Here is a 23,925-nt window from a genome sequence, read left to right as displayed (position 1 = left end):
TGTCACGTACCGGGAGCCAGCCTCGCCAGCAACGCGGGTCCCGACTTCCAAATATCTCCGGCACCGAGCGTCAACACCAGGTCTCCGGGCTTGATCTCCGGAAACACCTGATCCACCAGATCCTCTTTCCGTTCCACGAAGGTTACGGACTGATGACCGGTCGCCCGAATCGCTTCGGCCAATCTGGCCCCGGAGACTCCCGGAATCGGCTGTTCACTGGCGGCATAGATGTCCGTCAGAAACACCCGGTCCGCATCAGTGAAGGCGCGCGAAAAATCCTCAAGAAGATCCCTGGTCCTCGTATAGCGATGCGGTTGAAAAAGGACGATCAGGCGCCGGTCGGTCCATCCCTGTTTGGCCGCGGCCAGCGTGGCTTTGATTTCCGTCGGATGATGGCCGTAGTCGTCCACGACCATGATCCCGCCGGCTTCTCCCCGCAAGTGGAACCGCCGCTCAACCCCTGTAAAGGCGGCCAGCGCCTTGCGGATCAAGTCGGTCGGCACGTCCAACTCAATCCCGATGGCGATCGCCGCCAGGGCATTCGAGACGTTATGGATGCCCGGGATCGAGAGACGGAACGGGCCGAGGTTGCGTCCCCTGTAGAAGGCGCGAAATTCTGCCCCCCATTGCTTGAGACTGATGTCGGTCGCACGGAAATCCGGCGAGATCCCGTCGATCTCCCGCAACCCATAGGTTTGGTACCGCTTCACGATCTTGGGGAACAAGGCTCGAAGGCGGTCGTCGTCGGCGCACAGGACTGCAAGGCCGTAGAACGGCACTTTATTGATGAACTCGAGAAAGCTTTCGTTGATCCGTTCCATGCTGCCGTAGTGATCGAGATGCTCCCTATCCAGGTTCGTCACCGCGACGACGGTCGGCGACAAGCGCAGAAACGAGCCGTCGCTTTCGTCCGCCTCCGCCACCAACAGATCGCCTCGCCCCAGTCGCGCATGGCTTCCCAGCGCGTTGACCTTGCCGCCGATGACCATCGTGGGATCCAGCCCGCCCTGCGCGAGCACGTTGGCCACCATCGACGTAGTCGTGGTCTTGCCGTGAGCCCCGGCGATCGCGACGCCGAACTTCAGTCGCATCAGCTCGGCCAGCATCTCCGCCCGCGGGATCACCGGAACCTGTTTCGCCTTGGCGAAAATGACCTCCGGGTTCACGGGAGAGACCGCGGACGAAATGACGACGACTTGCGCGTCGCCTACGTTGGACTCCTCATGGCCGATGAAAATGCGCCCGCCCAATTCTTCCAGGCGCCGCGTGGTGTCGGAGGCCTGAAGATCCGAGCCGGTGACTTTGTAACCGAGCGTGAGCAGGACTTCGGCGATCCCGCTCATGCCTGCTCCGCCGATTCCCACGAGATGAATCTGTTGCGTTTTTCTGAACATCGGTGCCCGCCTCAAGCCGCTGATCGGCTGCGATGGATTGAATCCATGTCCGTTTCGCTGTCCGGTACCATCAAAGTGCCCCCGCTCCAAGAGACTGACGCTTGTCATGCCCACCTCCTACGAGTGCGTAGCATTCGCGGACGATCGCTTCGGCCGCGTCGGTTCGTCTCAACGACAGGCTCGCCGCCGCCATGGCAGCCAGCCGTCCGGAATCTCCGGCCAATGAGCCGATGAGCTGTGCCAACGTCTTGCCCGTGAGTTCACTCTGCGGCAGCAGCACGGCGGCACCGGCAGCCTCCATCACTTGTGCGTTCTTGGTCTGGTGATCATAAATGGCCGTCGGCAGAGGGATCAGAACGGCCGGCTTCCCGCACGTCGTCAACTCCGCCACAGTCATGGCGCCGGCCCGCGCCACCACAAGATCCGCCCCCGTAATCGCGGCCGGCATGTCATAGATGAAGGGCACAACCGAGGCCGAGATTCCGGCTTGACGATACGCTTCCGTTACGCGTGCATGGTCGGCCTCGCCGGTCTGGTGCGTAATGGCCAGGCGGGCCTGCGCGTCCCGCACCGTCCGAAGGCCCTCGATGACGGCGCTGTTGATCGCTTTCGCCCCCTGACTGCCGCCGAATATCAAGAGCCGGAACTCTCCCGGCGTGCGGCTCGTTCCGGAACCCGCGAGCGCGGCCTGGATAAACGCGCGCCGTATGGGTGTACCCACGACGCGGACTTTTGCCCGGTCGAACCTCTGGGCCGCCGACTCGAATGCAACAAAGATCCGTTGCGCGAACGGACCGACCGCCTTATTCGCCATACCCGGATTCGCGTTGGGTTCAAGAATCACGCGCGCCACTCCGGCCGCGGCCGCCGCGGCCACCATCATGGGACTGGTATATCCTCCGACTCCGATCACCAAACTCGCCCGCCGGCTGCGGAGAATCTTGAGGCATTGCCAAAAACTCAGCGGCATCGCGGCCAGGCCTTTCAGTATGCCGACCGGGCCGGTCCCCATGACCGGCTTGGCGCTGATCAATGCCAATTCGAAGCCTTCGTGCGCCAGCACCTTGGATTCCAACCCCCGCGCCGTTCCCACAAACAGCACCCGCACGGCAGGATCGCGCCGGAGAAATTCCTGCGCCAGCGCGACGGCCGGATATAGATGGCCGCCCGTTCCCCCCGCCGCAATGACGATCATCATCAGTGATCCAACTCACCACGCCCGCCTTTGCTGCCTCCGGCATGGCGATCCCGGGAAATACTCAACAGGATGCCCACGCCGACAAAATTCACGATCAGCGATGATCCGCCGTAGCTCACGAACGGCAAGGTCAATCCCTTTGTCGGCAGCATGCCGGTCGCGACCGCGGCATTGACCAGCGCCTGAATCCCGATCAAAAGGGTAATACCCAGGCCGAGAAACCTGCCGAACGGAGCGCGGGCCCGGGCGGCGATCACAAAGCCTCGCCACACAAAGACCGCAAACAACAGGATGACGGTCGCCGTCCCGGCCAGCCCCAATTCCTCTCCGACGAGGGCGAGGACGAAATCCGTATGAGCTTCCGGAAGGAAAAACAGCTTCTGCTTTCCTTCGCCCAAACCCACGCCGAACGGCCCGCCGCTGCCGAAGGCCAGGAACGACTGGGTGATTTGGAAGCCCGCATCCGATGCGTCTTTCCACGGAGCCAGGAACGTCATCAATCGCTGCCGTCGATAGCTCGACCCCAGCACAAGGGCGGCCATCACCGGGACCGCGCAGAGTGCCAGACTGGCCAGATGGGACACCTTGGCCCCGCCGAGAAACAGCAGTCCAACAGCCACCAATCCCATGACAACGACCGTCCCTAAATCGGGCTGAAGCAACACAAGACCGCTCAGAATCCCCATCACGATCAGTACCGGCAACAATCCCGAGCCAAATAGGGCGATCTTGTCCTTCTTCTTCGTCAGATAGTAGGCCAAATAGATGACGGCCGTGAGCTTGACCATTTCCGCCGGCTGCATCGAAATTGGTCCGGCCCGGAGCCACCGCCTCGCCCCCTTTGTCACGACGCCGACTCCCGGAATCAGCACGACGATCAGCAGCAAGACCATACAAATCAGGATGGGAATCGCCAGCTTCTTCCACAGCAGGTAGTCGACGCGCGACATCGCGTGCATCATGAGCACACCCATCCCAAGCCAGGCGACCTGACGCTTGAGAAAAAACTCCGGATCCTGGAAACGGTTTGCCGCCATAATCGCGCTGGCACTGAACACCATGACCAAGCCCACCAATGCCAAGGTGAGGGTCACAACCAGCAGGGTGTGATCCATGGGCACACGCTGCTTTGCCGACCGTTGGCCGGCTGCCTGCCATGGCAACGACAACGTCCCCGCAGACCGCGATGCCATCGTGTTGTTTCACTCCTCCCAAGTCGTGCCCACTAGGCCGGTAAGGACAGAACGACTTCCTTGAATTGGCGGCCCCGGTCTTGATAGTCCCTGAACATGTCGAAGCTGGCGCAGGCTGGCGAAAGCAGGACGACATCGCCGGCCGAGGATTCCCGTGCCGCATATTGGACGGCCTCACGCAGGGAACCGGCCTCGCTCATCTTCACCGCGCCGTGCCAGGCTTGCCGGAGAACCGGCGCCGCCTCCCCGATAAGAATCGCGTGCGTGACTCGTCGCCGGACGGCGTCGGTGAGGCGCGAGAAATCCCCCCCTTTGTCACGGCCCCCGGCGATCAACCAAATTGGATGATCGATGCCCTCAAGCGCCTTCAGCGTGGCATCGACGTTCGTTCCCTTCGAATCATTGACGAAGCGGACGCCGCGGCGTTCGCGGACAAATTCCAATGCGTGCTCGAGACCGGGAAAGGCCGTCACGGTTTTCCTGATGACATCGGGCGAACAGCCGCACAGCGCGGCATAGGTCGACGCCGCCATGACATTTTCCACATTGTGGCTTCCCAACATCCGAATTTCTCTCGTCCGGCAAATCGTCTGGCGCGAACCGGTCACCGTCGTCACGATGGTGTCGCCGTCTAGAAAGGTCCCCTGGTCGGCACCCAGGCCGAGCGTTCCCGCTCTGGTGAAGCCGATGCGGCGAGAACGGATCCGCCCTCCGAGCCTCGAAACCCTGGGATCATCCAGATTGAGGAGCGCATAATCCTCCGGCGATTGATTCTCGAAAATTCTGGCTTTCGCCTCGAGGTAATCGTCCAAGGAATCGTAGCGATCCTGATGATCGACGGTGACGTTGAGGATGCCCGCGATCCACGGATGGAATCGATCGACTGTCTCCAACTGAAAGCTCGAGACTTCCACGACCAGATAATCGAAGGGATCCGCACGCCCTTCCTTTTTCGCTTTCACGGCCGCCCATGCCGCATCGCTGAGAGCCGTGCCGAGATTCCCTCCGACGAACACACGTTTGCCCTGTTCCGCGAGTATTTTCCCGATCAAGGTCACGGTCGTGCTCTTGCCGTTCGTTCCGGTCACGGCCAGCATCGGTGCAGCGAGGAACCGCGATGCCAATTCCAACTCACTGATCACTCCAACTCCACGCCGGCGGACGCGCTCAAGTGCTTCCATCCGGTAGGGCACACCGGGACTGATGACCACCAGATCGGCTCCCTCGAGGGACGATTCATAGCTCGGCCCGACGGTCACCTGCACGGCACCGAGATCGATGTCCCCGAGCGCCGACTGAAGCTCGCCAGGTTCCTTTCGGTCCGACACGGTGACACGAGCGCCGACCTCCTGCAGCAGCCGGCAGGCCGCGACGCCGCTGCGCGCTAATCCCATGACCGTGACGCGCGCGCCCGCAAGACTCGTTTGATCGGCTCCCACCATGAGACTCACCGCAGCTTCAACGTACTCAGGCTCAGCAACGCGAGAAGGATCGCGATGATCCACAGACGGACCACGACTTTCGGCTCTTCCCAGCCCTTCATCTCGAAATGATGGTGGATCGGCGCCATCAGAAAAATGCGTTTACCTCGAGACTTGAACGACAGGACTTGAAAGATGACGGAAATCGCCTCGATGACAAAGACGCCGCCTACCATGAGCAACAGCAGTTCATGCTTGCTGATCACGGCCACGGTACCGAGGGCCGCCCCGAGGGGCAACGAACCGACGTCGCCCATGAATACGGTGGCGGGATACGCGTTGAACCAGAGAAACCCCAAGCTCGATCCCAGGATCGCAGCCGTGAATATCGCGATTTCTCCTGCTCCGTCTATGTGTGGAATCAGGAGATAGTCCGACATGATCCGATGACCGGCCACATACGCGACGATGGTATAGGCGAGGGATGCGATCATGACAGGGCCGATGGCCAACCCGTCCAACCCATCGGTCAGATTGACCGCGTTGGAACTCCCTACGATCACCAGGACGACGAAGACGATATAAAACCAGCCGAGGTCCGGCATGATGTTCTTAAAAAACGGCACGCTCAGCTTCGTGGTGTAGCCCGGCGTAAAATAGAGTGCCACTGCGATCAGGAGGGCAATACCGACCTGCGCGCTGAACTTTTGCCCGGCCGTCAACCCTCTTGAGCGAGCCTTGATGAATTTCAGATAGTCGTCAGCAAACCCGATAGCGCCAAAGCCCAGCGTCGCGATCATCACGAGCCAGACATACGGCCGAGTGATGTCGGCCCAGAGCAATGTCGACAGCAGCACCGCAAAAATAATCAGCAATCCGCCCATGGTGGGCGTCCCGCTTTTCGCCAAATGCCGCTTGGGCCCATCGTCACGGATTTGCTGACCGAGCTTGATCTCCTGCAATTTCCTGATCAGCCACGGCGCCAGAACGAAGGCGATAAGAAAGGCCGTAACCGCCGCATAGATGATGCGGAAACTCAGATACCGAAACACGTTCAGAAACGAATATTCCGTATGAAACGGATACAGCCAGATGTAGAGCATGCACCCTTTCGACAGGAGCGAACCTGCACTCCTACGAAGCCTCTTTCGTCACCGCTCGCATACCGGTCAGTCTCTGAACGACCTGTTCCATCTTCATGCCGCGTGAAGCTTTGACCAGCACCACGTCACCCTGCCGGACCTCAGCCCTGAGAAGATCGGCGGCGGCGACCGCATCGCCGACTTCGGCGACGGCGGTTCCGGACATGCCGCCCTGCCTGGCTCCCTCGGCGATTTCCCGCCCCAAAGATCCGCACGCAATCAAGCGGGAGACGTCGCGGCGGGCCAGATACGCTCCGACCTCGCGATGCAGCGCTTTGGTTTGGGTGCCCAGTTCCAGCATGTCCCCGAGCACCGCCACCCGTGCCCGTGACGGCGTCCAGGTCGCCAGCAGCTCGATCGCGGCTTTCATTGAAGCGGGATTGGCGTTGTAGCAGTCGTTGATGATCTGGACGCCATGGTGCGCCACGATCTGCGAACGCATTGCGGCCGGACGGAACGTGGCCAATCCTTCCGAAATGATGGCCCCCGACAAATTCAATGCAAAACCGGTCGCGGCCGCGGCAAGTGCGTTGAGCACATTGTGGGTGCCATGAACCTTCATGGTCACGCCGATGGGACGGCCCTTGCCCGGCAGCAGCAGGTCGAACTTGGTTCCTCTCTTGACATCGGACGTCACACGCGTCGCGCGCACATCGGCCTTGTCCGACAGGCCGAACGACACGACGCGGGAACGTGCACGCGACGCCAAATAGTCGAAATACGGATCGTCGGCGTTTAACACAGCCGTGCCATCTGCGGAGAGCAGATCCAGCAGCTCCGCCTTAGCCTGGGCCGATCCTTCCATGCTTCCGAAGAACTCCAGATGGTCCGGCCCGATATTGGTGATGATGCCGATCGTCGGCCGGACGATCTCGCACAATCGCGTGGTCTGCCCGCGCGCGTCCACACCCATTTCAATGACCGCCGCTTGATGCCGCTTCGTCAATCGGAATAACGTGTGGGGAACTCCGATCCGATTATTGTAATTGCCCTCGGTCTTCAACGTCCGCCACCGATGCCCCAGCACGGCGGCCGTCATCTCCTTGGTCGTCGTCTTGCCGTTGCTGCCCGTGACGGCGACGACCGGAATCTCGAACCGGCTCCGGTGATGCATCGCCAACTGCTGATACGCAAACAGCGGATCACGAACCCCCAGCAGAAACGGGACCGGCCGACGGTCCTGGCGTTTGGAAACGGGAGGACGATATTGGTCGTGAACGATGGCGCCGATGGCGCCTTGCGCGAAGGCCGTGGCCACAAACTCGTGGCCGTCGAACCGTTCGCCCTGCAGGGCCACGAAGAGATCCCCCCGCCCGATCGATCTCGAATCGGTGCCGATATTTCTGATTCGTCGCTTGGCCGACGGCGCGGCCTCGCCAGCCAAGACCTTGACGCTGATGACTTCCCGCAACTCTTCGATCGTAAAAAGCGCCATAGGCGGGTCCCCATCCCTCCATCGTCCGTCGTGCTGGACGTTCACGCGCAATCCCTTAAGTGCCGAATGGCTTCCCGTGCGACTTCGCGATCGTCAAAATGAATCTTCGTCGTTCCGATGATTTGATAGTCCTCGTGGCCCTTGCCGGCGATAAGCATCATGTCCCCGGAACGAGCCATCCGAACCGCCGTCGCGATCGCATCGCGCCGGTCGGCTATAAGATGATATTCCACGTCCTTGCGCCGCTGGAGCGCCTCATGGACGCCCACCTCAACTTCGCGCAGAATGGCCAGAGGATCTTCGGTGCGTGGATTGTCTGATGTGAGGATGACTACGTCGCTGTATTCTACTGCCGCGCGGCCCATCTTCGGACGCTTTCCCCGATCACGGTCGCCGCCACATCCGAATACCGTGATGATCCGATGGGTCTTGAGTTCATGCGCCGCCGCCAGCAATCGTCTCAGCGCGTCTTCCGTATGGGCGTAATCCACGACCACGGTAAAATCTTGACCGGCCGACACCCGTTCGAACCGTCCCGGAACGTTGTTGACCTGCGTGACCGCTTCGCGCACTTGTTCGCAGGTCGCCCCGGCATGCAACGCCACACCGATCGCTCCCAATAGGTTGTAGACGTTGTGTTCACCCACCAATCGACTGTCCACGGGAAACGTCCCGGCCGGAGTCGCGGCCATAAAATTCGTACCGTTGAGAGACAGCTTGACCTGCTCGGCCTTGATTTCCGGGGTTCCGGTCATGCCGTATCCCCAGACTGGCACTCGGCACGCAGCACGCACCTGAGATCCTCGAGGATCGTCCATGTTGACCACCGCGCGCTGGCCTGATTTTCTGCCGCGACCCAACTCCGTGAAGAGTTTCAATTTGCTCTGAAAGTACTCTTCCATCGTCGAATGAAAATCCAGATGATCCTGGGTCAGATTGGTGAAGACCGCGACGTCGTATTCGCAGCCGGCCGTGCGGTCCAGGGCCAATGCATGGGAAGAGACTTCCATCGCCACGGCATTCAATCCCGCCTTGAGCATTCTTGCCAAAAGCCCCTGCAAAGTGAGCGCACCAGGAGTCGTGTGCGAGGCGGGGATGACTTCCTCTCCAATCTGATAGGCAACCGTGCCGATCAACCCGACTTGTCGCCCGATGCCTTCCAGGAGCGCCTTGCACAAGTAGGTCGTGGTCGTTTTACCGTTGGTCCCTGTGACGCCGACCATCGTCAATCTCGAAGACGGATCCCCATAGAACCGGCTGCCGATGATGCCCAGCGCCTTTCGCGAATCGGCGACGCGAACGAGCGGAATGATCCCCGTATCCACGGGGGATTGCGCAATCACCCCTGCCGCACCATCGTGCAATGCCTTCGCCACGAATTCATGTCCGTCGACCCGTTCCCCCTTGACCGCCACGAAGAGACTGCCGGGCACCACCGCCCTCGAATCATCCGTCACCACGCCGATGGGCACACGCAGATCGCCGCGCTGCTCCAGGATCTCCATCTGTCCGCGCGCCGCCGAGACGAGGTCCTCCACCGTCATGACTGGATCCTCGCGTCCATCAATCATACGCCCCAGCGGAGGCGATCTTGACCTGATCGTCTCTCGACACGCCCAGATACGTCAGAACCTGTTCGCCCACCCGCCGGAACACGGGAGCGGAAACGACCCCTCCCCAGGATTCCCCCTGAGGCTCATCGATAATGACGGCGATCGCCAACCTCGGTGCATCGGCCGGCACATACCCGACGAACGACGCAATCAGCAGCGTATTCGAATACGCTCCGGTTTTCGGATCGACCTTCTGGGCCGTGCCGGTCTTGCCGGCCACGCGAAAGCCCGGGATGGCCGCTTTCGTCCCGGTGCCGTTCGTGACGACACCTTCCAGTAGCGACGTCAGGGTCCTGGCGGTTTCGGGGGATACGACCCGCCGTTTCGCTTGGGGGATAACCTCTTTCAGCAGCATACCTTTCGCATCCCTGATCTCCGACACCACATAGGGCTTCATCATGACGCCGTTATTGGCGAGTGCCGAAATGGCAGATACCAATTGCAACGGAGTCACACCGATTTCCTGCCCCATGGAAATCGACGCCAGGGATCGACGCCCCCAATCTTTAGGAGTTTTGAGCAGGCCGCTGACCTCACCGGGCAGGTCAATATCAGTCCGCTGCCCGAATCCGAATGCCTGGAGATGTCGATAGAGCCGCTGTTCGCCCAACGCCATCCCCGTTTTTGCCGCGCCGATGTTGCTGGATTTCTGAATCATTTGCGCAAAGGTCATCCACCCCATTTTCTCGTGATCGTGGATGACCGTATTGGCCACGGTCATTCGACCGTTCTCCCCGAAGATCATGGTCTCGGGCATCATGACCTTCTCTTCAAGAGCTGCCGCCGCGAGAATCACCTTCATCGTAGAGCCGGGCTCATATACGTCGGTCAATGCGCGGTTACGCCAGCGATCCGGCGTCAATGCGCCGACGGCGTTGGGATCGAACCGCGGGTTGACCGCCATGGCCAGGATGGCGCCGGTCTGAGGTTCCATCACGATAATGGCACCCCCCTTGGCATGAGCGTGGGTGACGGCATCTTCCAGCTCTTTTTCGGCGATGTATTGAATAACTTCATCGATGGTCAACGTGAGCGCGCTGCCCGGAATCGGAGGGTTCTCGGCCAATCCCTTTGGGAAAACCGTGCGGCCCAGTGCGTCACGCTGGAGAATGGTGACCCGCTTCTCGCCGTGGAGCTGGTTTTCGTAGCGGTGTTCCAAGCCCTCCAGCCCCTGCCCATCCATGCCGGCGAATCCGAGGACGTGCGAAAGCAGCGGACCTTTGGGATAGAAGCGCCGCCCTTCCATGACCACGCCGATACCATCCAAGGACAAACGCTCCAAGCGTTGGCCCTGTTCGGGCTCCACTTTGCGGGCCAGCCACACGAAGCTTTTGTCTTGTCGCAATTTCCGCTCGAGTTCATCGCGGCGCACATGAAGAACAGGGGACAGGGAGCGCGCAGTTCGAGACGGACTTTCCAGTGCAGCCGGCACCCCGAATACCGAGGGCACTTCCATATTCATTGCGAGCATCTTCCCGTGGCGATCTGTCACCGAACCTCTCGCACCTTCAAAGGTGACGCTCTTCTGGTGCTGCCGGTCCGCCTTGGCGGTCAGTTCCGCAGCCTGCAGGACTTGCAGAGATACCAGCCGAGCCAGGATGCCGCAAAACCCCACGAGGAGCAGGCACAGCGTGACGTACCGTCTCCGGGAAAACGTGCCCATTACTATTCCCCAAACTCCAGCCGCTAATTGTTGCGTGCCACTCGAATCTGCTCGACAACCGGCGACGAAGGAACCGGCGCCTCCTGCTGCTGACGAACCAGGAAAACCTGGCCCTGCTGAGGCGGAAGCAGCCCGAGCTTCTCCGTCGCCACCCTGGCGATCCGCTCAGGAGCGGCAAGTGTCGAGACCTTGACCTGGAGCTGATCCCGCTCGCGCACCAACAGAACCTTCTGGGCCTTCAATCGCTCGATCTGATACCCAAGACGAACGACGTCTACCCGCTCCCAGACAAAGAGAAAGACCAACGCCAGCCCCAATAGCATCATGATTGCTTTCATAGTCACATCACCTCGTGAGTTCGTTCCGCGACGCGAAGCTTCGCGCTTCTGGACCGTGGATTGTGCGCCATCTCTTCCTCGGTTGGCCTTAAGGGTTTCTTCGTTTTTATGGTCAGGCGTCCGTCGGATAGCGAACGGAATGTCCGTTTGACGATGCGATCCTCAAGCGAGTGGAATGAGAGTACGCAGAGCCGCCCTCCCGGCTTCAGCACGTCGGCGGCGTCGCGCAATGCGGGTTCCAGATAGTCCAGCTCTTCATTGACCGCGATGCGAAGCGCTTGAAACGTCCGCGTCGCACAGTGGAGACGGCCTCGCCGATATGACGATGGAACGGCGCCTTCGATGGTCGCAACCAGTTCTTCGGTCGTTTCAAGCGGCTTTCGCGTCCGGTCTCGCACGATTGCCCGCGCGATCCGCCGGGAGAACCGCTCTTCTCCGAACTCGAAGATCATCTTGGCCAGATCCGCTTCATCCGCATGGTTGACGATCTCCGCTGCGGTTCTTCCGACGGACTGATCCATCCGCATGTCAAGGGGGCCAGGAGCCCGAAAACTGAACCCGCGAGCGGGCTCATCAAGTTGGGGAGACGAAACCCCGAGATCAAACAGCACGCCGCTCACTTGTGCGACACCACGATCGGCGAGATGCCGTTTCAAATCAACAAAATGTCCCCTGACCAACTGGAGCCGTCCCCCGAAGCGAGCGGACTCCACTTCGCACGCATGAATCGCCTGGGGATCACGATCTATTCCAATCACTCGGCCACTGGGCGCACTCGATTTCAGAATGCTTTCCGCGTGCCCACAATATCCCACCGTGCAATCCAGCACGATTGCATCGGGACCTGGCATTAGCCAAGAAACAATCTCATTTGGCATGACCGAAACATGCCTCAATGATTCAGAAAATTTCCCGATTCCAGGTTCACCCACTTTCTCCCACTCTGTGGCGGAGTATACTCTAGACAAAAGTCTTGTCAACAGAAATTCAGAGACTTATGCACTGGTTCCGATCCAGAAATCTCACCGTCCGAACTTCTTCGTTCAGACATCTTATTCGCATTCCTTAATAATGATGTCTGGGGAGGCCCATTGCACCTTTACCGATCGATGCTGTCGTCCCCAGCCTCATGTGCCATGGGAATAGGAGGAAAGGAAGGCCCTCCTCTGCATAGTGGCAGGCGGATTGATGATGTCGAGAATCATCAAACGGACCACTGCGATGACCCGTCAATTTCTTGACAGATCGGGGATCGAAGGCGACACTTCAACCATGATCATTACCGCTCATCTCAGTCAGACGAGCATCAAAAGAGGCGGACAGGTACTGCTGGCGGCCGTTGCGCTCTCCTTGGCTGCTTTTCTATCCCGTGCGCCGGAATTATTGGCGGCACCGCCCATGGAATTTTGCGAAGGACGGCCGGCCGATCAACAGTTACGGGCATCGCAGGGAAAAGGATCAGCCGACGGACCTTGTGTACCGCTGGTGGAGAAAAAAGACGAATCTGGTAAGAAAGCGACGTCAGGACGTGCGCAAAGCCGCCAGCTCAAAATCGATAATCTTGAAGCGGAGGTCGCTTCCTTTCTTCAGCGCTACAATAAATTCCTTGCCTGCTGTAAGACCGATCTTGCCGAACTGGAAGCAGTGGAAGCGATGGGAGACGAGGTCAACGAACTGCTCAGTCTGGCCCAGTCCGGGCTTTTCAGCGAACAAATTAAGGTGCGAGGCTGGACGATCGGCGAACTGATTCCTCCGGTTGCGCAGGCACGCGCCGATTTAAAACGACTCCATGCGCAACTCGACGAAATCTCAAGAACCCGTGAGCGTCTGGCAAGCGGCCATTCCGACACAGCTGCGAAAGATTCCCGCAAGATTCACGAACTCGAGGATGCCATTCAGCGCGATTTCCAGCCTCGTCCGGTTCCCGCCGGCCCCAAGACCGGGACGGGAATCGGAGCGAGCCCGTCGGTAGGAACGGGAATCGGAATGACGCCGAAAACCGGATCGGCCATCGGGAAAGGAGGTACGACCGGATCAGACTTCGGAGTGACTCCGAAGACTGGCGTGGACATCGGTGCTACCGGGCCTGTGGGCTTCGAAATCGGAACGACGGGACGTGCCGGGGCCGCCGTAGGAGAATCTACCTTGAATACAAATCAGTCCGCCGTTGGATCCAGCCTTCGCCCGTCTTCCGTCGAATCGAATCTGCCGGACTCCACGGTTGGATCGACCTTGGGAGGCTCGACGATCGGTTCAGGCCTCAGCGACAGCACGATCGGCTCCACATTGGGCGGTTCGTCCGTCGGGTCTAGCCTGCAGAATCGCGGAACATCTCCTCACTAAGCCAGTTACCTGTACACGCGTCAATCATGGCGTCGCTTTGACCGGGACGATTGCCGGCATGGCGTCCCAGGTCTCCCCGCCATCCCCGCTACGATAGAGCCCGCTCCCGTTGGTTCCCGCATAGAACACTTTGGGGTCAGTTGAACTTTGGACAATGCATCGAACGTTTGTAGTTATAAGCCCGCGATTCATCGTCTTCCAGGTCGACCCGCCGTCCTCGCTTCGATGGATCCCGTCGCGTCCTGAAATATAAATGACTCCCTGCTTCGTCCGATCCACGATCATGCCAATGATCATTTGATCGGCAAGCGATTGGCCGATACGCGTCCACGATTTCGCTCCGTCCGTCGTTCTATAAAGTCCCGTTAACGTCGCGGCATATACCGTGTCTGACGCGAACGGATCGACGACGACCGCGGTGACGTTGAGTGCACGGGAAGTTTTGATCATATCGGGCGCGACCAGACCGTTGTTGACCTTGTCCCAGCGGGCCGCCTTGTTCGAGGTCTTATAGACCCCACCACTCGTGCCGGCATACAGAACTTCCGGCCTCGAGGAATCCATGCCGAGCGTCACGACCATCAGAACTTCTTTCATCCCTTCCATTTTCTTGATCCAATTGTCCCCGCCGTTATTCGTCTCGAACACTCCCATTGTGGTGGCGAGATAAATGTGATTGCTCTCCGCCGGATCGAACACGAACTGATTCACGACCGAAGAGATGGTGGCGTCGTCCAGCCCTGAGCGCATCGAAACCCAGCGCTGTCCACCGTCATGGCTCTTAAACACGGCGTCCCCTTTTGTCCCCGCATATACGGTCGCCGGATACGTGGGATCCACGGCCATGGAAATGACCCGCGAATGACTCATGCCTTGCGAGAGGTTCGTCCAGGTCTGTCCCCGGTCGCGCGTCTTATAGATATAGTCGTTCGTCGCCACGTACATAATGTCGGGATTCGTTGGATGGAGTTGGATAAGGACAATCGGGTCGCTGCGATCGCACCCTGCGATCGCGACGAGTGAAAGCAGAAGAAAGACGAGGCGCATAGTGGAGAGCCGCACCACCTCCCGGTCACCGGTAGTTTGTGAACCGAATGTCGATTCCGAAGTCTTTTCCTCTCAGGAACGCGATGGCTCCCTGCAGTTCATCTTTGCTCTTGCCAAGAATGCGCACTTGCTCCCCCTGGATTTGGGCCTGCACCTTCAGCTTCGACTCCTTGATCGATTTGGCAATCTCTTTCGCCTTGTCCGAGGCGAGTCCGCTTTGGATCTTCGATATCTGTCGAACCGTCCCGCTGAGGGCCGGCTCGATGCTTCCATGCGTAAACGCTCTTAGAGAGACGCCTCGCTTCACACACTTCGCCTTGATGATTTCCTGAACCGCGGCCAGTTTATACTCGTCATCCGATACGACGACCAACTCCTTCTCCTTTTCTTTCAGGAGAATCTCGGTTTTCGAATCTTTGAAATCGAACCGCTGTTTGATCTCCTTGACGGCTTGATCGAGCGCATTCTTGAGTTCCTGCATGTCGACTTCCGAGACGATGTCAAACGAGAACTGATCGGCCATGTCGGCCTCCTTTATTTCAATGTCAGCAGCAGCCCCCGAACGGAAGCTTAAAGCCTCGCTGGACCTCTTCGTCCTGAATGACCGGTTGTGCCCGCCCCGCAGAGCCGCCTCCGGCCATGACGATCACCTCGCTGCTCGTAAATGGTTCTTTCCGAACGACATATCCGTACCATTGCCTGAAACTGTCTCCCAAGACGACGAGTCCCAACATGGCAACCGCCACGACGAGTACCGCATCCAGATACAAAGAAAACGCTTCACGGCCTGCGACCTTTGCCGCTTTGCTCAAAAACATTCCCAGGAGTTCATAGGAGCCGGTCAACGTGACGACACCGACAAAGCTCATCGGCACGGCGGTCACCCACAGATAGGGAGATTTCCACATCTTGATGAGAACCGTCGTACCGATGCAGAGGGCCAACGTGCCCAAGAGCTGATTGGCCGCCCCGAACATCGGCCAGATCGTCGAGATATTGCCGGTCCCTATCAGATAGGCCCAAGCACCGACGACCAGGACACTCGTGGCCAGAGCCCCAGGCCACCAGTTCATGTGCCGGAAAGGGGCATAGACCCGCCCCATCATCTCTTGCACCAGGTAGCGGGCAACCCGAGTACCCGTATCGATGGTCGTCAAAATGAACAGCGCCTCAAAGACCAACGCGAACTGATACCAGTAGGCCATCAGGCCACCCATGCCCGGCAAGGCGGAGAAGATCGAGGCCATACCGACGGCCAGCGACACGGCACCACCTGGACGCCCCTCGATGTCCGTCCCTACCAAATGAGCAAGTTCAGTAATGTGTACGGGCGCAAATCCTAGCGCCGCCAGCGCGTCGGCTGAAAGTGTCGTGTTGATCGCGAGGTAATCTCCGGGAATAAGGACGGATGCCGCAATGAGCGCCATCACGCCGACGAAGCTCTCCAGCAGCATGGCTCCATACCCCACCCTCGCATGCGATTCCCGTTCGATCATCTTCGGAGTCGTTCCGGACGAGACGAGGGAATGGAAGCCGGAAACCGCTCCGCATGCAATCGTGATAAATAAGAACGGGAACAGGGAGCCGGGAATGATCGGTCCTCCGCCGAGGGCAAATCTCGTCACCCGGGGCATTTCGATGGTGGGTGCCATGAGGATGACCCCCAATCCCAAAAGGAAGACGACTCCGAGCTTCATGAATGTGGAGAGATATCCGCGCGGTACCAATAGCATCCATCCAGGCAACACCGAGGCCAGGAGGCCGTACCCGGCAAGCGTCCACACAAGCGTGATCTTGTCGAGTTCAAACATCCAGGCATAAGTCGACTGGGCAACCACGCGCCCGCCCAGCACCGCTAGCACCAGCAATATCACCCCCAGTATTGTCACCTCGGCAACCGCCCCGGGGCGAAACCGATGAAGATAAAATCCCATCAAGAATCCGATGGGAATCGTCATGGCAATCGTAAACGTTCCCCATGCATTGTGATACAGTGCATTCACGACGGCAAATCCGAGCCCAGCCAGAGCGACCACCACGATGAACAGCACCGCCGCCGCCGTTGCCGTTCCAGTAATCGTTCCCAACTCGTCGTGCGCGATCTGCGGCAATGACCGGCCGTTTCGTCGCATCGAAGCCACGAGCACGATGAAGTCTTGCACGGCTCCGGCAAGCACCGCGCCGACGACGAGCCAGAGAAACCCGGGAAGGAACCCGAATTGTGCGGCGAGTACCGGCCCCAAGAGCGGGCCGGCGCCCGCGATGGCCGCGAAGTGATGCCCGAACAGGACAACCTTGTTGGTCGGGTGAAAATTCACGCCGTCATTCAAACGGACGGCAGGAGTAATCCGCCGGTCATTCAACTCCATGACCCTGCTGGCGAGCCAGCGTCCGTAGAACCGGTAGGCCAGCACGTACAAACAGGCCGCCGCGACGACGAGCCAGAGCCCGTTCACTTTTTCGTTGGGATTGATAAGACCGCCGACGAAACCGAACGCCACCGCCCCCAGTACGGCGAGCAATATCCAAGTCGCACGCATCATGACCGACATTCGCGGCATCCTATCATAAAGATCCGGATGGAAAAGAAGGGAAATGGTGGACGAAAGTATCTGCCAGACCTCGTACAGATCTTCACATTTTCAAGGGAGTCTACTAGGCCATACGCGGAAGAAGTGCGCTAAAAAGCTATGACTCGTCATGCCACATGACCTCCTGAGAGCTTGGCCGGCGAGTCGAGGACATCTTCACGGAATGGCGGAAGAGGTCGACTGACATCGTATGCGATGGCTGATTCGTTTCATCGTCGGGATGTTGCTGCTCGCCCTAACCGGAGCGGCATACCAAGCCGTTGATCTGGCCCTGGACGCTCAACTGTATCCGCCGCCGGGAAGGCTCGTCGACGTCGGCGGACACGAACTCCATCTTCGTTGTATGGGAGAAGGCATTCCCACCGTCGTTCTCGAATCGGCCAATATGGGCTGGTCGCTTTATTGGACGACGATCCAATTCGATCTCGCCCGGCTTACGCGCGTCTGCTCTTATGATCGAGCGGGATTGGGTTGGAGCGAGCGCGGGCCGTCACCACGGACAGGCCGGCATATTGCCAACGAACTCCATACCCTGCTCGCCCGCGCGAGAGTTTCCGGACCCTTTATCCTGGTCGGCCATTCGCTCGGAGGCTTCGTAACCAGGCTGTACTACGAAACCCACAGGGAGGACGTCGCCGCGATGGTGCTGGTCGACGCTCACCACGAACGACAATTCGACGAAGAAGAGTTTCGGGAATTCATCGCTGCGGTCAGAACGGCCTTTCCAATCATGGGAGCGGCCACCACGCTCGGAATCACGCGGCTGATGCTGACATTGGATGTCCTGCCGCCGCTGTTCGCCAGACAAGAGAAAGGGGCGCCTCCGGATATTCGCCCTATGCTGCGAGCGGGTTGGGCAAAAACTCGCTATTTCGCCACCATGGCGGATGAAGAGGCGTCACTGGAAGCCACCGCCTCCCAAGTGAAGCGCGCCGGTCTGCTCGGCGACCTCCCGCTGATCATCGTCACGGCGGCGGGACCGACCTGGTGGCCCGATATGCCGCAAGACGTGGACCTTTCCAGGTTCCGCCACATGTGGTTGAATCTCCAGGCCGATCTCCTGAAGCTTTCTACCAACAGCCGTCAGGTCTTCGCGGACAAGAGCACTCACTTCGTCAACTTCGATCAGCCCGAGATCATCGTCGAACAGGTCAGACAACTGATCGAGTTCAGCCGGCCCGCATCAGGACCAAGTGCTATGCGGCAGCCCACTATGCTCAAACCCGAATCGGTCGCGATCCCGTTTATGAAGCCGGCAGTCGATCCGTGATCGGCCGCCCCCCTTACGGGGAATATTCGATGAGCAGGGAACCATTTAAACTCTGCCAATCATGGAAACCATCCGGCCCTATCATCGCGGGCTCTACCGCCTTCCGGTCAGCTATCCGGCAATGTATTGCGTACTGTCTACGATAGGAGAGGGGGTCATCGTCAACCTGTCGGCCGTAGGCTGCACGATCCAAACCGACAATCCCCTACCGCATGAACGGAGCGTCGCCCTCAGATTGCTGTTGCCGGATCGTCATGATTCTCTCCCCATTGAACTTGGCGAGGTGCGATGGGTCGACGGGAATCGCGCGGGGATCGAATTCACCAAGATGGATCGGACCGCGAACCTTCGCCTGCACAGTTTCGTGTGGGACCTGATGGTGGAACGGATCCAGGCCATTCAGCGGGAGCGGGTCACGATCTAGGAATCATTCGCCGATCCTTGCGGTTTACCGATCAGCGTCAAACACAGCAGCCCAACGGAGATCCAGACCAGTTCACGAAACCGCCGCAAGAGCGCGAATGCGACTCCGACGACTTCGCTGTAGCCGAACGCGCGCAGCAGCAGCAAATTGCCTGCATCCTGCGCACCCAGGCTTCCGGGAATAAAGAAGGTTCCTCCCTTGATTAAAACCGATAACGCGCCGATCGAAACCGCCGACAACATATCAGCCGAGCCGCCGAGGCAATAGATAATGACATAGACTTCGATGGCTTCAGCCAGCCATCCCAGAAGGTACAGTCCTGTTGAGAGATAGAACATCCCCCGGCGTCTCGTATAGAAATTTAGGATTGTCCGGTCGAGTGATCGGAGTTGTTCTTCCCGTCGCTCCAGAAACGCAATCCGCCAGCCGAGCTTCCGGATCAGCTCTAATGTCCAGGTAAAAAGACCCCGTCGCTGCACCAACACAAACGCCCCCGTCCCGAAGAGCAACAATCCCAGACTGAGGAGGGCTGCCGTGATGATCTGACCGGGCGAGCCGTCAGGCCCCAGAATCCACAAGCCGACGCCGATCCCGACGATGATGAACAAGACTTGCGCGATCGTCATGGTGGTCTTGGCGATAACCACGGACGCCAATCCCTCGACCATGGGCACGCCGTGCCGCTGAAGAAGATACGCCTTCAATGGTTCTCCGCCGACGTAGGCGGTCGGCGTGGTCATATTGACCACCTCCCCGGCCATGCGGATCATGAGCAGACGCCAGAACGGGACCCGTTCCGGTCGTTCGAGCGTCACCTTCCATCCGTACCCCTCGACCAGATACATGATGAACGAAGGGGCGAGGATCGCCAGAATCGCCACCGGACCCAGCCTGTGAACGGCGTCGTAAATCTCGGCGGGGCCGATGTACCAGACGAGGAACCCGAGCGTGAAAAGACCGACGGCGAGAAGAAGCCGCTTAACCACGGCCGGTCGAGGAAAAACGAACCACCCAGAACATGATCGCCGCGAACGTCAAGGATCCGATCGCCGCGAGCCACAGAAACCACTCCAGTCTGCCGACGAGCGCAAACAACAGGACGATGACCGAAAAGTCCCGGCTCGCCAGATTCTGCAGAATGAATTCGGAGCGTGCCGCCTGCGCAAGGGTCTTCCACCCGTTCGCCGCTTTGATCTTCTGAGCCTTGCCCACCAGGCCGAATGACAGGGCATTCCCCAGAATTGCGGCCGCCCCCAATACCAACGGCACCCAGGCGTACGGATCTCCCGAACCGGCGGTGTAGCTTCCCCAGGCGATTCCTCCGAAGATGGCCATGTGGACGACATTGTCCATGGCAATATCGAGCCAGGCTCCGAACGGGGACTCGGTGAACGTCAGCCGCGCAATCTCGCCGTCGCTGCAATCGATGACCGCCGCAAGTTGGAACAATACGGCTGCCGTAAGGCCGGCGGCATATGTCCCCATCGCGAATCCCGCGGCCGCAGCCAGCCCCACGAATGTGGCCAGCATCGTCACGGCGTTCGGGGACAATCCGAGCGAGAGAAAGACCCGCGTGAACCTTCGGGACAGGATTCGATTGAAATACCGGTCGACGAAACCTTCAAGGTCGCTCTTGAGCGAGGCAAACAGCTGGTTTTCCGCGGCACGCACGTCACGGGAGTTTCGCACCGCCCGATACCACTGAGCCTGGTTTGAGCCGGTCGAACACACGCGCAACCGTCCGGTCGCCGCCGCCTGCTCGATCCACCGACGGACGGGAATGGTGCCGGATTCGCGCGTCGCTGATCCCGCAGCGTTCAAGATATTGACCGGCAGCACCACCAGATCCGCCGCCTCTCCCGTCCCTGATTCGACGAGGCGGCGCGTCGATCCCACATCGCCCTGACTCGTCCCAGGTCGAGGCCGTCCGGGTGCGACGACAATTGCGTGTCCTTCCTGGACGTCCTGTCTGAGTTGCTCGACCAAGGCGCGGGAAAAGATGCCCGTGGCTCCGGACACCAGACAGAATCCTCGAGCTTCTGCGGCCAAAGCCTCCCAGGTTCGCGGATCGTCCAGCGGAAATTCCCGAATCGGCATCCACCGCACCGGGATCGTCACGCGAGGTCCTTTACCGAGGGCGTGTTTGAGCGCTTCCTCCTCCGCCCCGGCCACCACAATCAATTGTCGAATGCCCGCCCGCTGAAAGGTCAAGACTGCGCGCTGGAACAAACTGATGCCCACAATCGGCGTCAGGGGCCCGACCGCTCCTCTGACCGGCGCGCCGAATAGGTCCACGGACGGCAGCAGGATGGCCGTCGAGAGTCCTTGCAGATCGGCCCGTTGATCGAGCAGACTTTCACCCATCTCGGCTCACCCTCTTCGAATTGCGCCCCTCGCCGACGCGACGCGCGCCCGCGCCTCACAGTTTCGGCAACACGTCCCGCTCGGCCCTCTCCACGTCCTCGATGAAATCGATCTCGGTCCAGGGCAAACCTCCGATTTTTTCGTGCCCGACCTTGACGTCCTTGAAGAATTCCGACAACGCGTCCTCATATTCCATCTGCCAGGCTTCCCGATCGACGTACGTTTTCAGGGATGCCACGATATGGGGGGTATCCGCCGCCCTGACCTTGAGAAATCCGACGCCTTCACCCGCGTAATCGTAATGCAACGGCATACGCTTGGTCAGGGCAATGACGCGCCCCCCCTCGATCACCACCATGCATTCCTCGCCGGTCTGCTTGACAGACTCATCCATCAGCAACGCGTTGGGATACGCGGAATTCACCAGTCTTCTGAGAATCTCACGATGAAACAGCACGTCCGCGTCCATGATGATGACGTCATCATCCAAGACCGCCCGCGCCACCCAGAGAGAAGAAATGCTGCCGCGATGGAATTGCTCATTGACGAGAAAGTTCACCCGTATCCCGCACGAATCCGCATCCACCGCCGACCGGATCAGCTCCTGTTTGTATCCGACGACGATGTCCGCTCGGGATACGCCGACCGCTCCCAGTGATTGCAGATACCGGTGAAGCAGACTCCGACCGCCGATCTCAATCAGGCACTTCGGACGATGCTGGGTCACGGACCAGAGCCGCTTACCGACGCCGGCGGCGAGAATGACGGCTTTCATGCGGACGCACAAACCCGTTCCACGGCGTCGAGAAAGGCCGTAAACTGCGCTTCGGTCAACGCCCCCATGTTGGCCACTCGAAAAATCTTGTTTTCCAGATTGCCTTGGCCGGCATAGATCACGTAGCCCTGCGCCTTCAACTGGTCATGGAGGGTTTGGTAGGACAATCCTTCCGGCAGATAGTACGCGGTGATGGTATTGGATTGGCGATCCGGTGTCAGAACCGCCTTCATGCCGAGTTTAGCCATGCGTTCCCGGATCAACGTCGCCATTTTCTTATAGCGCTGGATGCGCTTGGCGACCCCTTCTTCCAGGAGTTCGTTGAGTGCTTCGTCGAACGCGTAGTACACCTGCACGGCCGGCGTGAACGGAATGATCCCTTGCCCTTGATCGTTCACATAGTGGGTCAGATGGAGATACCATGAGCGCTTGGGATACGCCCGCATCCGCTCCAGGAATCCCCGCCGCAGGAGTACGAACGACACGCCGGGAAATCCCTGAATGCATTTGCCCGCCGTACCGCCGACCATGTAGATGTGATTTCCGGCGATATCGAGAGGTTCACCGCCCAACGCGCTGACGGCGTCCAGAATAAATACGCGGTTTTGGCTGTCGACGACTTCCGCGATCGCCTTGACCGGATTGATCAATCCGGTCGTGGTCTCATGATGCACCATGGCCACGGCATGGACTTCCGGATGCTGCCTGAGGGCCAACCGCAATCGCTCGGGATCGGGCGTCACGGTCCACTCGAATTTCAACTCCGAGGCGCCCAATCGGTGAATCCCCACCATCTGGGACATGCGCTCGCCGTACACTCCGTTGTTCAAAACGAGCATGCGTTTGCCGTGCGGAAGGGACGACAGCACGGCGGCTTCGACGGCGGACGTTCCCGATCCGGTGATCAGAACGGCGACATAGTCGGCTTCCGCTCCCGGTACGAAGGCCTTCAGAAGCTTGGATTGAATCCCCGCCAGAAGCTCGGAGAATTCAGACTCCCGGTGACAGATGTCTTGCCGAAGGAGCGCCTGTCTGACTCTGTCGGATACGTTGACCGGTCCCGGATTCAACAACATCATGGTGCGGTTCGACTCCTACTCTATCGCTTTCATGAATCGCTTGGTTAAATCTGGCGGCTCGAGGAGGACACGGCCGGCATCCTCGGCGAATTCATTGACCTTGACCAGCAGCATGCTGGGCCCGTCCTTTTTGAGCATATCCTTGAATTCGTAGACAAGATCCTCCCGGTCGCGCACACGCTCGACATTCACGTAGCCGGCGGCCTTGGCCACTTTGTCCAGCGGCACCACATTCGAGATCGTCGGCTGATTTCCGGTCGTCCCATAGACTTCGTTGTCGAACACGACGTGGATGAAATTCTTCGGCTTCAGCGCGCCCACGGTGGCCAAGGTCCCCATGCCCATGAGCACGTTGCCGTCTCCGTCGAAGGTGACGACCTGCTTGTTCGGCTTGGCCAGCGCCACACCCAGCGCGATCGCCGGCGCATTGCCCATGGATCCGATCATGTAAAAATGCGTGGCCCGGTCCGCAATTTTGTGCGCTTCGCGCGATGGAAATCCATTGCAAATGACGACCGGCTGGTCCGTCAATAATTCTAACAGGGCGCCGATGGCCTGAGCCCGGCTGATCAAAGTCCCTTGCTCCGGTCTCATGACATCGTTCCTTTCATCACGGTGTCCCGATTGCGTCGCGC

At 59.4% G+C, this 23,925-nt stretch carries 21 protein-coding genes; 3 read left to right on the top strand and 18 right to left on the bottom strand.

Annotation, left to right across the window (positions count from 1 at the left end):
* Positions 1-2: 2 nt before the first annotated feature.
* The 10 genes from murC to rsmH all read right to left on the bottom strand — a co-directional run bounded on the left by murC (position 3) and on the right by rsmH (position 12,314).
* Positions 3-1,394 carry a UDP-N-acetylmuramate--L-alanine ligase gene (gene murC / locus NSJP_RS07915; protein WP_080888537.1) on the bottom strand — a complete coding sequence of 464 codons (1,392 nt, stop codon included), beginning with the start codon at positions 1,392-1,394 and terminating at the stop codon, positions 3-5.
* A 70-nt stretch (positions 1,395-1,464) separates the two neighbouring features.
* Positions 1,465-2,592 carry an undecaprenyldiphospho-muramoylpentapeptide beta-N-acetylglucosaminyltransferase gene (murG, locus tag NSJP_RS07910; RefSeq protein WP_080886373.1) on the bottom strand — a complete coding sequence of 376 codons (1,128 nt, stop codon included), beginning with the start codon at positions 2,590-2,592 and terminating at the stop codon, positions 1,465-1,467.
* Positions 2,592-3,785 (bottom strand): putative lipid II flippase FtsW, encoded by a 1,194-nt coding sequence (ftsW, locus tag NSJP_RS07905; RefSeq protein ID WP_080886372.1) that lies wholly within the window; start codon positions 3,783-3,785, stop codon positions 2,592-2,594. Before ftsW ends, murG begins: the two co-directional genes overlap by 1 nt.
* Before the next feature lie 32 nt (positions 3,786-3,817).
* Positions 3,818-5,227 carry a UDP-N-acetylmuramoyl-L-alanine--D-glutamate ligase gene (gene murD, locus NSJP_RS07900; RefSeq protein WP_080886371.1) on the bottom strand — a complete coding sequence of 470 codons (1,410 nt, stop codon included), beginning with the start codon at positions 5,225-5,227 and terminating at the stop codon, positions 3,818-3,820.
* A gap of 5 nt (positions 5,228-5,232) precedes the next feature.
* Positions 5,233-6,309, bottom strand: coding sequence for a phospho-N-acetylmuramoyl-pentapeptide-transferase (gene mraY, locus NSJP_RS07895; protein WP_080886370.1), 1,077 nt, complete (start codon positions 6,307-6,309; stop codon positions 5,233-5,235).
* A gap of 31 nt (positions 6,310-6,340) precedes the next feature.
* Positions 6,341-7,783: a UDP-N-acetylmuramoyl-tripeptide--D-alanyl-D-alanine ligase gene (locus tag NSJP_RS07890; RefSeq protein ID WP_080886369.1), complete on the bottom strand. Its 1,443-nt coding sequence runs from the start codon at positions 7,781-7,783 to the stop codon at positions 6,341-6,343.
* Between the two features lie 41 nt (positions 7,784-7,824).
* A complete protein-coding gene (locus tag NSJP_RS07885; protein ID WP_080886368.1) occupies positions 7,825-9,327 on the bottom strand; it encodes a UDP-N-acetylmuramoyl-L-alanyl-D-glutamate--2,6-diaminopimelate ligase in 1,503 nt (500 codons plus the stop codon).
* Positions 9,328-9,346: 19 nt separating this feature from the next.
* Positions 9,347-11,059, bottom strand: a complete 1,713-nt coding sequence (locus NSJP_RS07880) for a peptidoglycan D,D-transpeptidase FtsI family protein (RefSeq protein ID WP_080886367.1) — start codon at positions 11,057-11,059, stop codon at positions 9,347-9,349.
* 23 nt (positions 11,060-11,082) lie between these two features.
* Positions 11,083-11,397 (bottom strand): FtsB/FtsL family cell division protein, encoded by a 315-nt coding sequence (locus NSJP_RS07875; RefSeq protein WP_080886366.1) that lies wholly within the window; start codon positions 11,395-11,397, stop codon positions 11,083-11,085.
* A gap of 2 nt (positions 11,398-11,399) precedes the next feature.
* Positions 11,400-12,314: a 16S rRNA (cytosine(1402)-N(4))-methyltransferase RsmH gene (gene rsmH, locus NSJP_RS07870; protein ID WP_407938653.1), complete on the bottom strand. Its 915-nt coding sequence runs from the start codon at positions 12,312-12,314 to the stop codon at positions 11,400-11,402.
* A 271-nt stretch (positions 12,315-12,585) separates the two neighbouring features.
* On the opposite strand from rsmH, the gene NSJP_RS07865 reads away from it, so the two are divergent.
* Positions 12,586-13,740, top strand: a complete 1,155-nt coding sequence (locus NSJP_RS07865; protein ID WP_080886364.1) for a hypothetical protein — start codon at positions 12,586-12,588, stop codon at positions 13,738-13,740.
* Positions 13,741-13,764: 24 nt separating this feature from the next.
* Here NSJP_RS07865 and NSJP_RS07860 read toward each other — a convergent pair whose 3' ends face one another.
* The 3 genes from NSJP_RS07860 to NSJP_RS07850 are packed head-to-tail and all read right to left on the bottom strand — an operon-like array spanning position 13,765 to position 17,339.
* A complete protein-coding gene (locus tag NSJP_RS07860) occupies positions 13,765-14,787 on the bottom strand; it encodes a WD40/YVTN/BNR-like repeat-containing protein (protein ID WP_080886363.1) in 1,023 nt (340 codons plus the stop codon).
* 25 nt (positions 14,788-14,812) lie between these two features.
* Positions 14,813-15,310 carry a YajQ family cyclic di-GMP-binding protein gene (locus tag NSJP_RS07855; RefSeq protein WP_080886362.1) on the bottom strand — a complete coding sequence of 166 codons (498 nt, stop codon included), beginning with the start codon at positions 15,308-15,310 and terminating at the stop codon, positions 14,813-14,815.
* A 22-nt stretch (positions 15,311-15,332) separates the two neighbouring features.
* Positions 15,333-17,339: a carbon starvation CstA family protein gene (locus NSJP_RS07850; RefSeq protein ID WP_080886361.1), complete on the bottom strand. Its 2,007-nt coding sequence runs from the start codon at positions 17,337-17,339 to the stop codon at positions 15,333-15,335.
* 229 nt (positions 17,340-17,568) lie between these two features.
* Here NSJP_RS07850 and NSJP_RS07845 point away from each other — a divergent pair, with 229 nt between their 5' ends.
* Positions 17,569-18,648, top strand: a complete 1,080-nt coding sequence (locus tag NSJP_RS07845; RefSeq protein ID WP_080886360.1) for an alpha/beta fold hydrolase — start codon at positions 17,569-17,571, stop codon at positions 18,646-18,648.
* Positions 18,649-18,709: 61 nt separating this feature from the next.
* Entirely contained in the window at positions 18,710-19,072 is a 363-nt protein-coding gene (locus NSJP_RS07840) for a PilZ domain-containing protein (RefSeq protein WP_080886359.1), read from the top strand.
* Here the strand turns inward: NSJP_RS07840 and NSJP_RS07835 are convergent.
* From NSJP_RS07835 to NSJP_RS07815, 5 genes are read right to left on the bottom strand one after another with little or no spacing between them, the layout of a single operon-like run.
* A complete protein-coding gene (locus NSJP_RS07835; protein WP_080886358.1) occupies positions 19,069-20,058 on the bottom strand; it encodes a lysylphosphatidylglycerol synthase transmembrane domain-containing protein in 990 nt (329 codons plus the stop codon). The two genes, NSJP_RS07840 and NSJP_RS07835, sit on opposite strands and share 4 nt — an antisense overlap.
* Positions 20,051-21,436 (bottom strand): CDP-alcohol phosphatidyltransferase family protein, encoded by a 1,386-nt coding sequence (locus tag NSJP_RS07830; protein ID WP_080886357.1) that lies wholly within the window; start codon positions 21,434-21,436, stop codon positions 20,051-20,053. Before NSJP_RS07830 ends, NSJP_RS07835 begins: the two co-directional genes overlap by 8 nt.
* 55 nt (positions 21,437-21,491) lie before the next feature.
* Positions 21,492-22,211, bottom strand: coding sequence for a phosphocholine cytidylyltransferase family protein (locus tag NSJP_RS07825; RefSeq protein WP_080886356.1), 720 nt, complete (start codon positions 22,209-22,211; stop codon positions 21,492-21,494).
* Positions 22,208-23,290, bottom strand: a complete 1,083-nt coding sequence (locus NSJP_RS07820) for a pyridoxal-phosphate-dependent aminotransferase family protein (protein WP_080886355.1) — start codon at positions 23,288-23,290, stop codon at positions 22,208-22,210. The genes NSJP_RS07825 and NSJP_RS07820 overlap by 4 nt, the downstream gene beginning before the upstream one ends.
* Positions 23,291-23,305: 15 nt before the next feature.
* Positions 23,306-23,884, bottom strand: a complete 579-nt coding sequence (locus tag NSJP_RS07815) for a thiamine pyrophosphate-dependent enzyme (protein ID WP_080886354.1) — start codon at positions 23,882-23,884, stop codon at positions 23,306-23,308.
* Between the last annotated feature and the right edge of the window lie 41 nt (positions 23,885-23,925).

The organism is Nitrospira japonica, assembly GCF_900169565.1.
Classification (GTDB): Bacteria; Nitrospirota; Nitrospiria; order Nitrospirales; family Nitrospiraceae; genus Nitrospira_C; species Nitrospira_C japonica_A.
This window is presented reverse-complemented; position numbering and strand designations above follow the sequence as displayed.

Coding starts and splice junctions, on each gene's coding strand:
- NSJP_RS07830 (WP_080886357.1), bottom strand. CDS start 21,436: ATGGGTGAAAGTCTGCTCGATCAACGGGCCGATCTGCAAGGACTCTCG.
- NSJP_RS07815 (WP_080886354.1), bottom strand. CDS start 23,884: ATGAGACCGGAGCAAGGGACTTTGATCAGCCGGGCTCAGGCCATCGGC.
- NSJP_RS07880 (WP_080886367.1), bottom strand. CDS start 11,059: ATGGGCACGTTTTCCCGGAGACGGTACGTCACGCTGTGCCTGCTCCTC.
- NSJP_RS07860 (WP_080886363.1), bottom strand. CDS start 14,787: ATGCGCCTCGTCTTTCTTCTGCTTTCACTCGTCGCGATCGCAGGGTGC.
- NSJP_RS07885 (WP_080886368.1), bottom strand. CDS start 9,327: ATGACGGTGGAGGACCTCGTCTCGGCGGCGCGCGGACAGATGGAGATC.
- NSJP_RS07890 (WP_080886369.1), bottom strand. CDS start 7,783: ATGGCGCTTTTTACGATCGAAGAGTTGCGGGAAGTCATCAGCGTCAAG.
- ftsW (WP_080886372.1), bottom strand. CDS start 3,785: ATGGCATCGCGGTCTGCGGGGACGTTGTCGTTGCCATGGCAGGCAGCC.
- NSJP_RS07825 (WP_080886356.1), bottom strand. CDS start 22,211: ATGAAAGCCGTCATTCTCGCCGCCGGCGTCGGTAAGCGGCTCTGGTCC.
- murC (WP_080888537.1), bottom strand. CDS start 1,394: ATGTTCAGAAAAACGCAACAGATTCATCTCGTGGGAATCGGCGGAGCA.
- NSJP_RS07875 (WP_080886366.1), bottom strand. CDS start 11,397: ATGAAAGCAATCATGATGCTATTGGGGCTGGCGTTGGTCTTTCTCTTT.
- murD (WP_080886371.1), bottom strand. CDS start 5,227: ATGGTGGGAGCCGATCAAACGAGTCTTGCGGGCGCGCGCGTCACGGTC.
- NSJP_RS07820 (WP_080886355.1), bottom strand. CDS start 23,290: ATGATGTTGTTGAATCCGGGACCGGTCAACGTATCCGACAGAGTCAGA.
- murG (WP_080886373.1), bottom strand. CDS start 2,592: ATGATGATCGTCATTGCGGCGGGGGGAACGGGCGGCCATCTATATCCG.
- NSJP_RS07865 (WP_080886364.1), top strand. CDS start 12,586: ATGATGTCGAGAATCATCAAACGGACCACTGCGATGACCCGTCAATTT.
- NSJP_RS07845 (WP_080886360.1), top strand. CDS start 17,569: ATGCGATGGCTGATTCGTTTCATCGTCGGGATGTTGCTGCTCGCCCTA.
- mraY (WP_080886370.1), bottom strand. CDS start 6,309: ATGCTCTACATCTGGCTGTATCCGTTTCATACGGAATATTCGTTTCTG.
- NSJP_RS07855 (WP_080886362.1), bottom strand. CDS start 15,310: ATGGCCGATCAGTTCTCGTTTGACATCGTCTCGGAAGTCGACATGCAG.
- NSJP_RS07840 (WP_080886359.1), top strand. CDS start 18,710: ATGGAAACCATCCGGCCCTATCATCGCGGGCTCTACCGCCTTCCGGTC.
- NSJP_RS07850 (WP_080886361.1), bottom strand. CDS start 17,339: ATGTCGGTCATGATGCGTGCGACTTGGATATTGCTCGCCGTACTGGGG.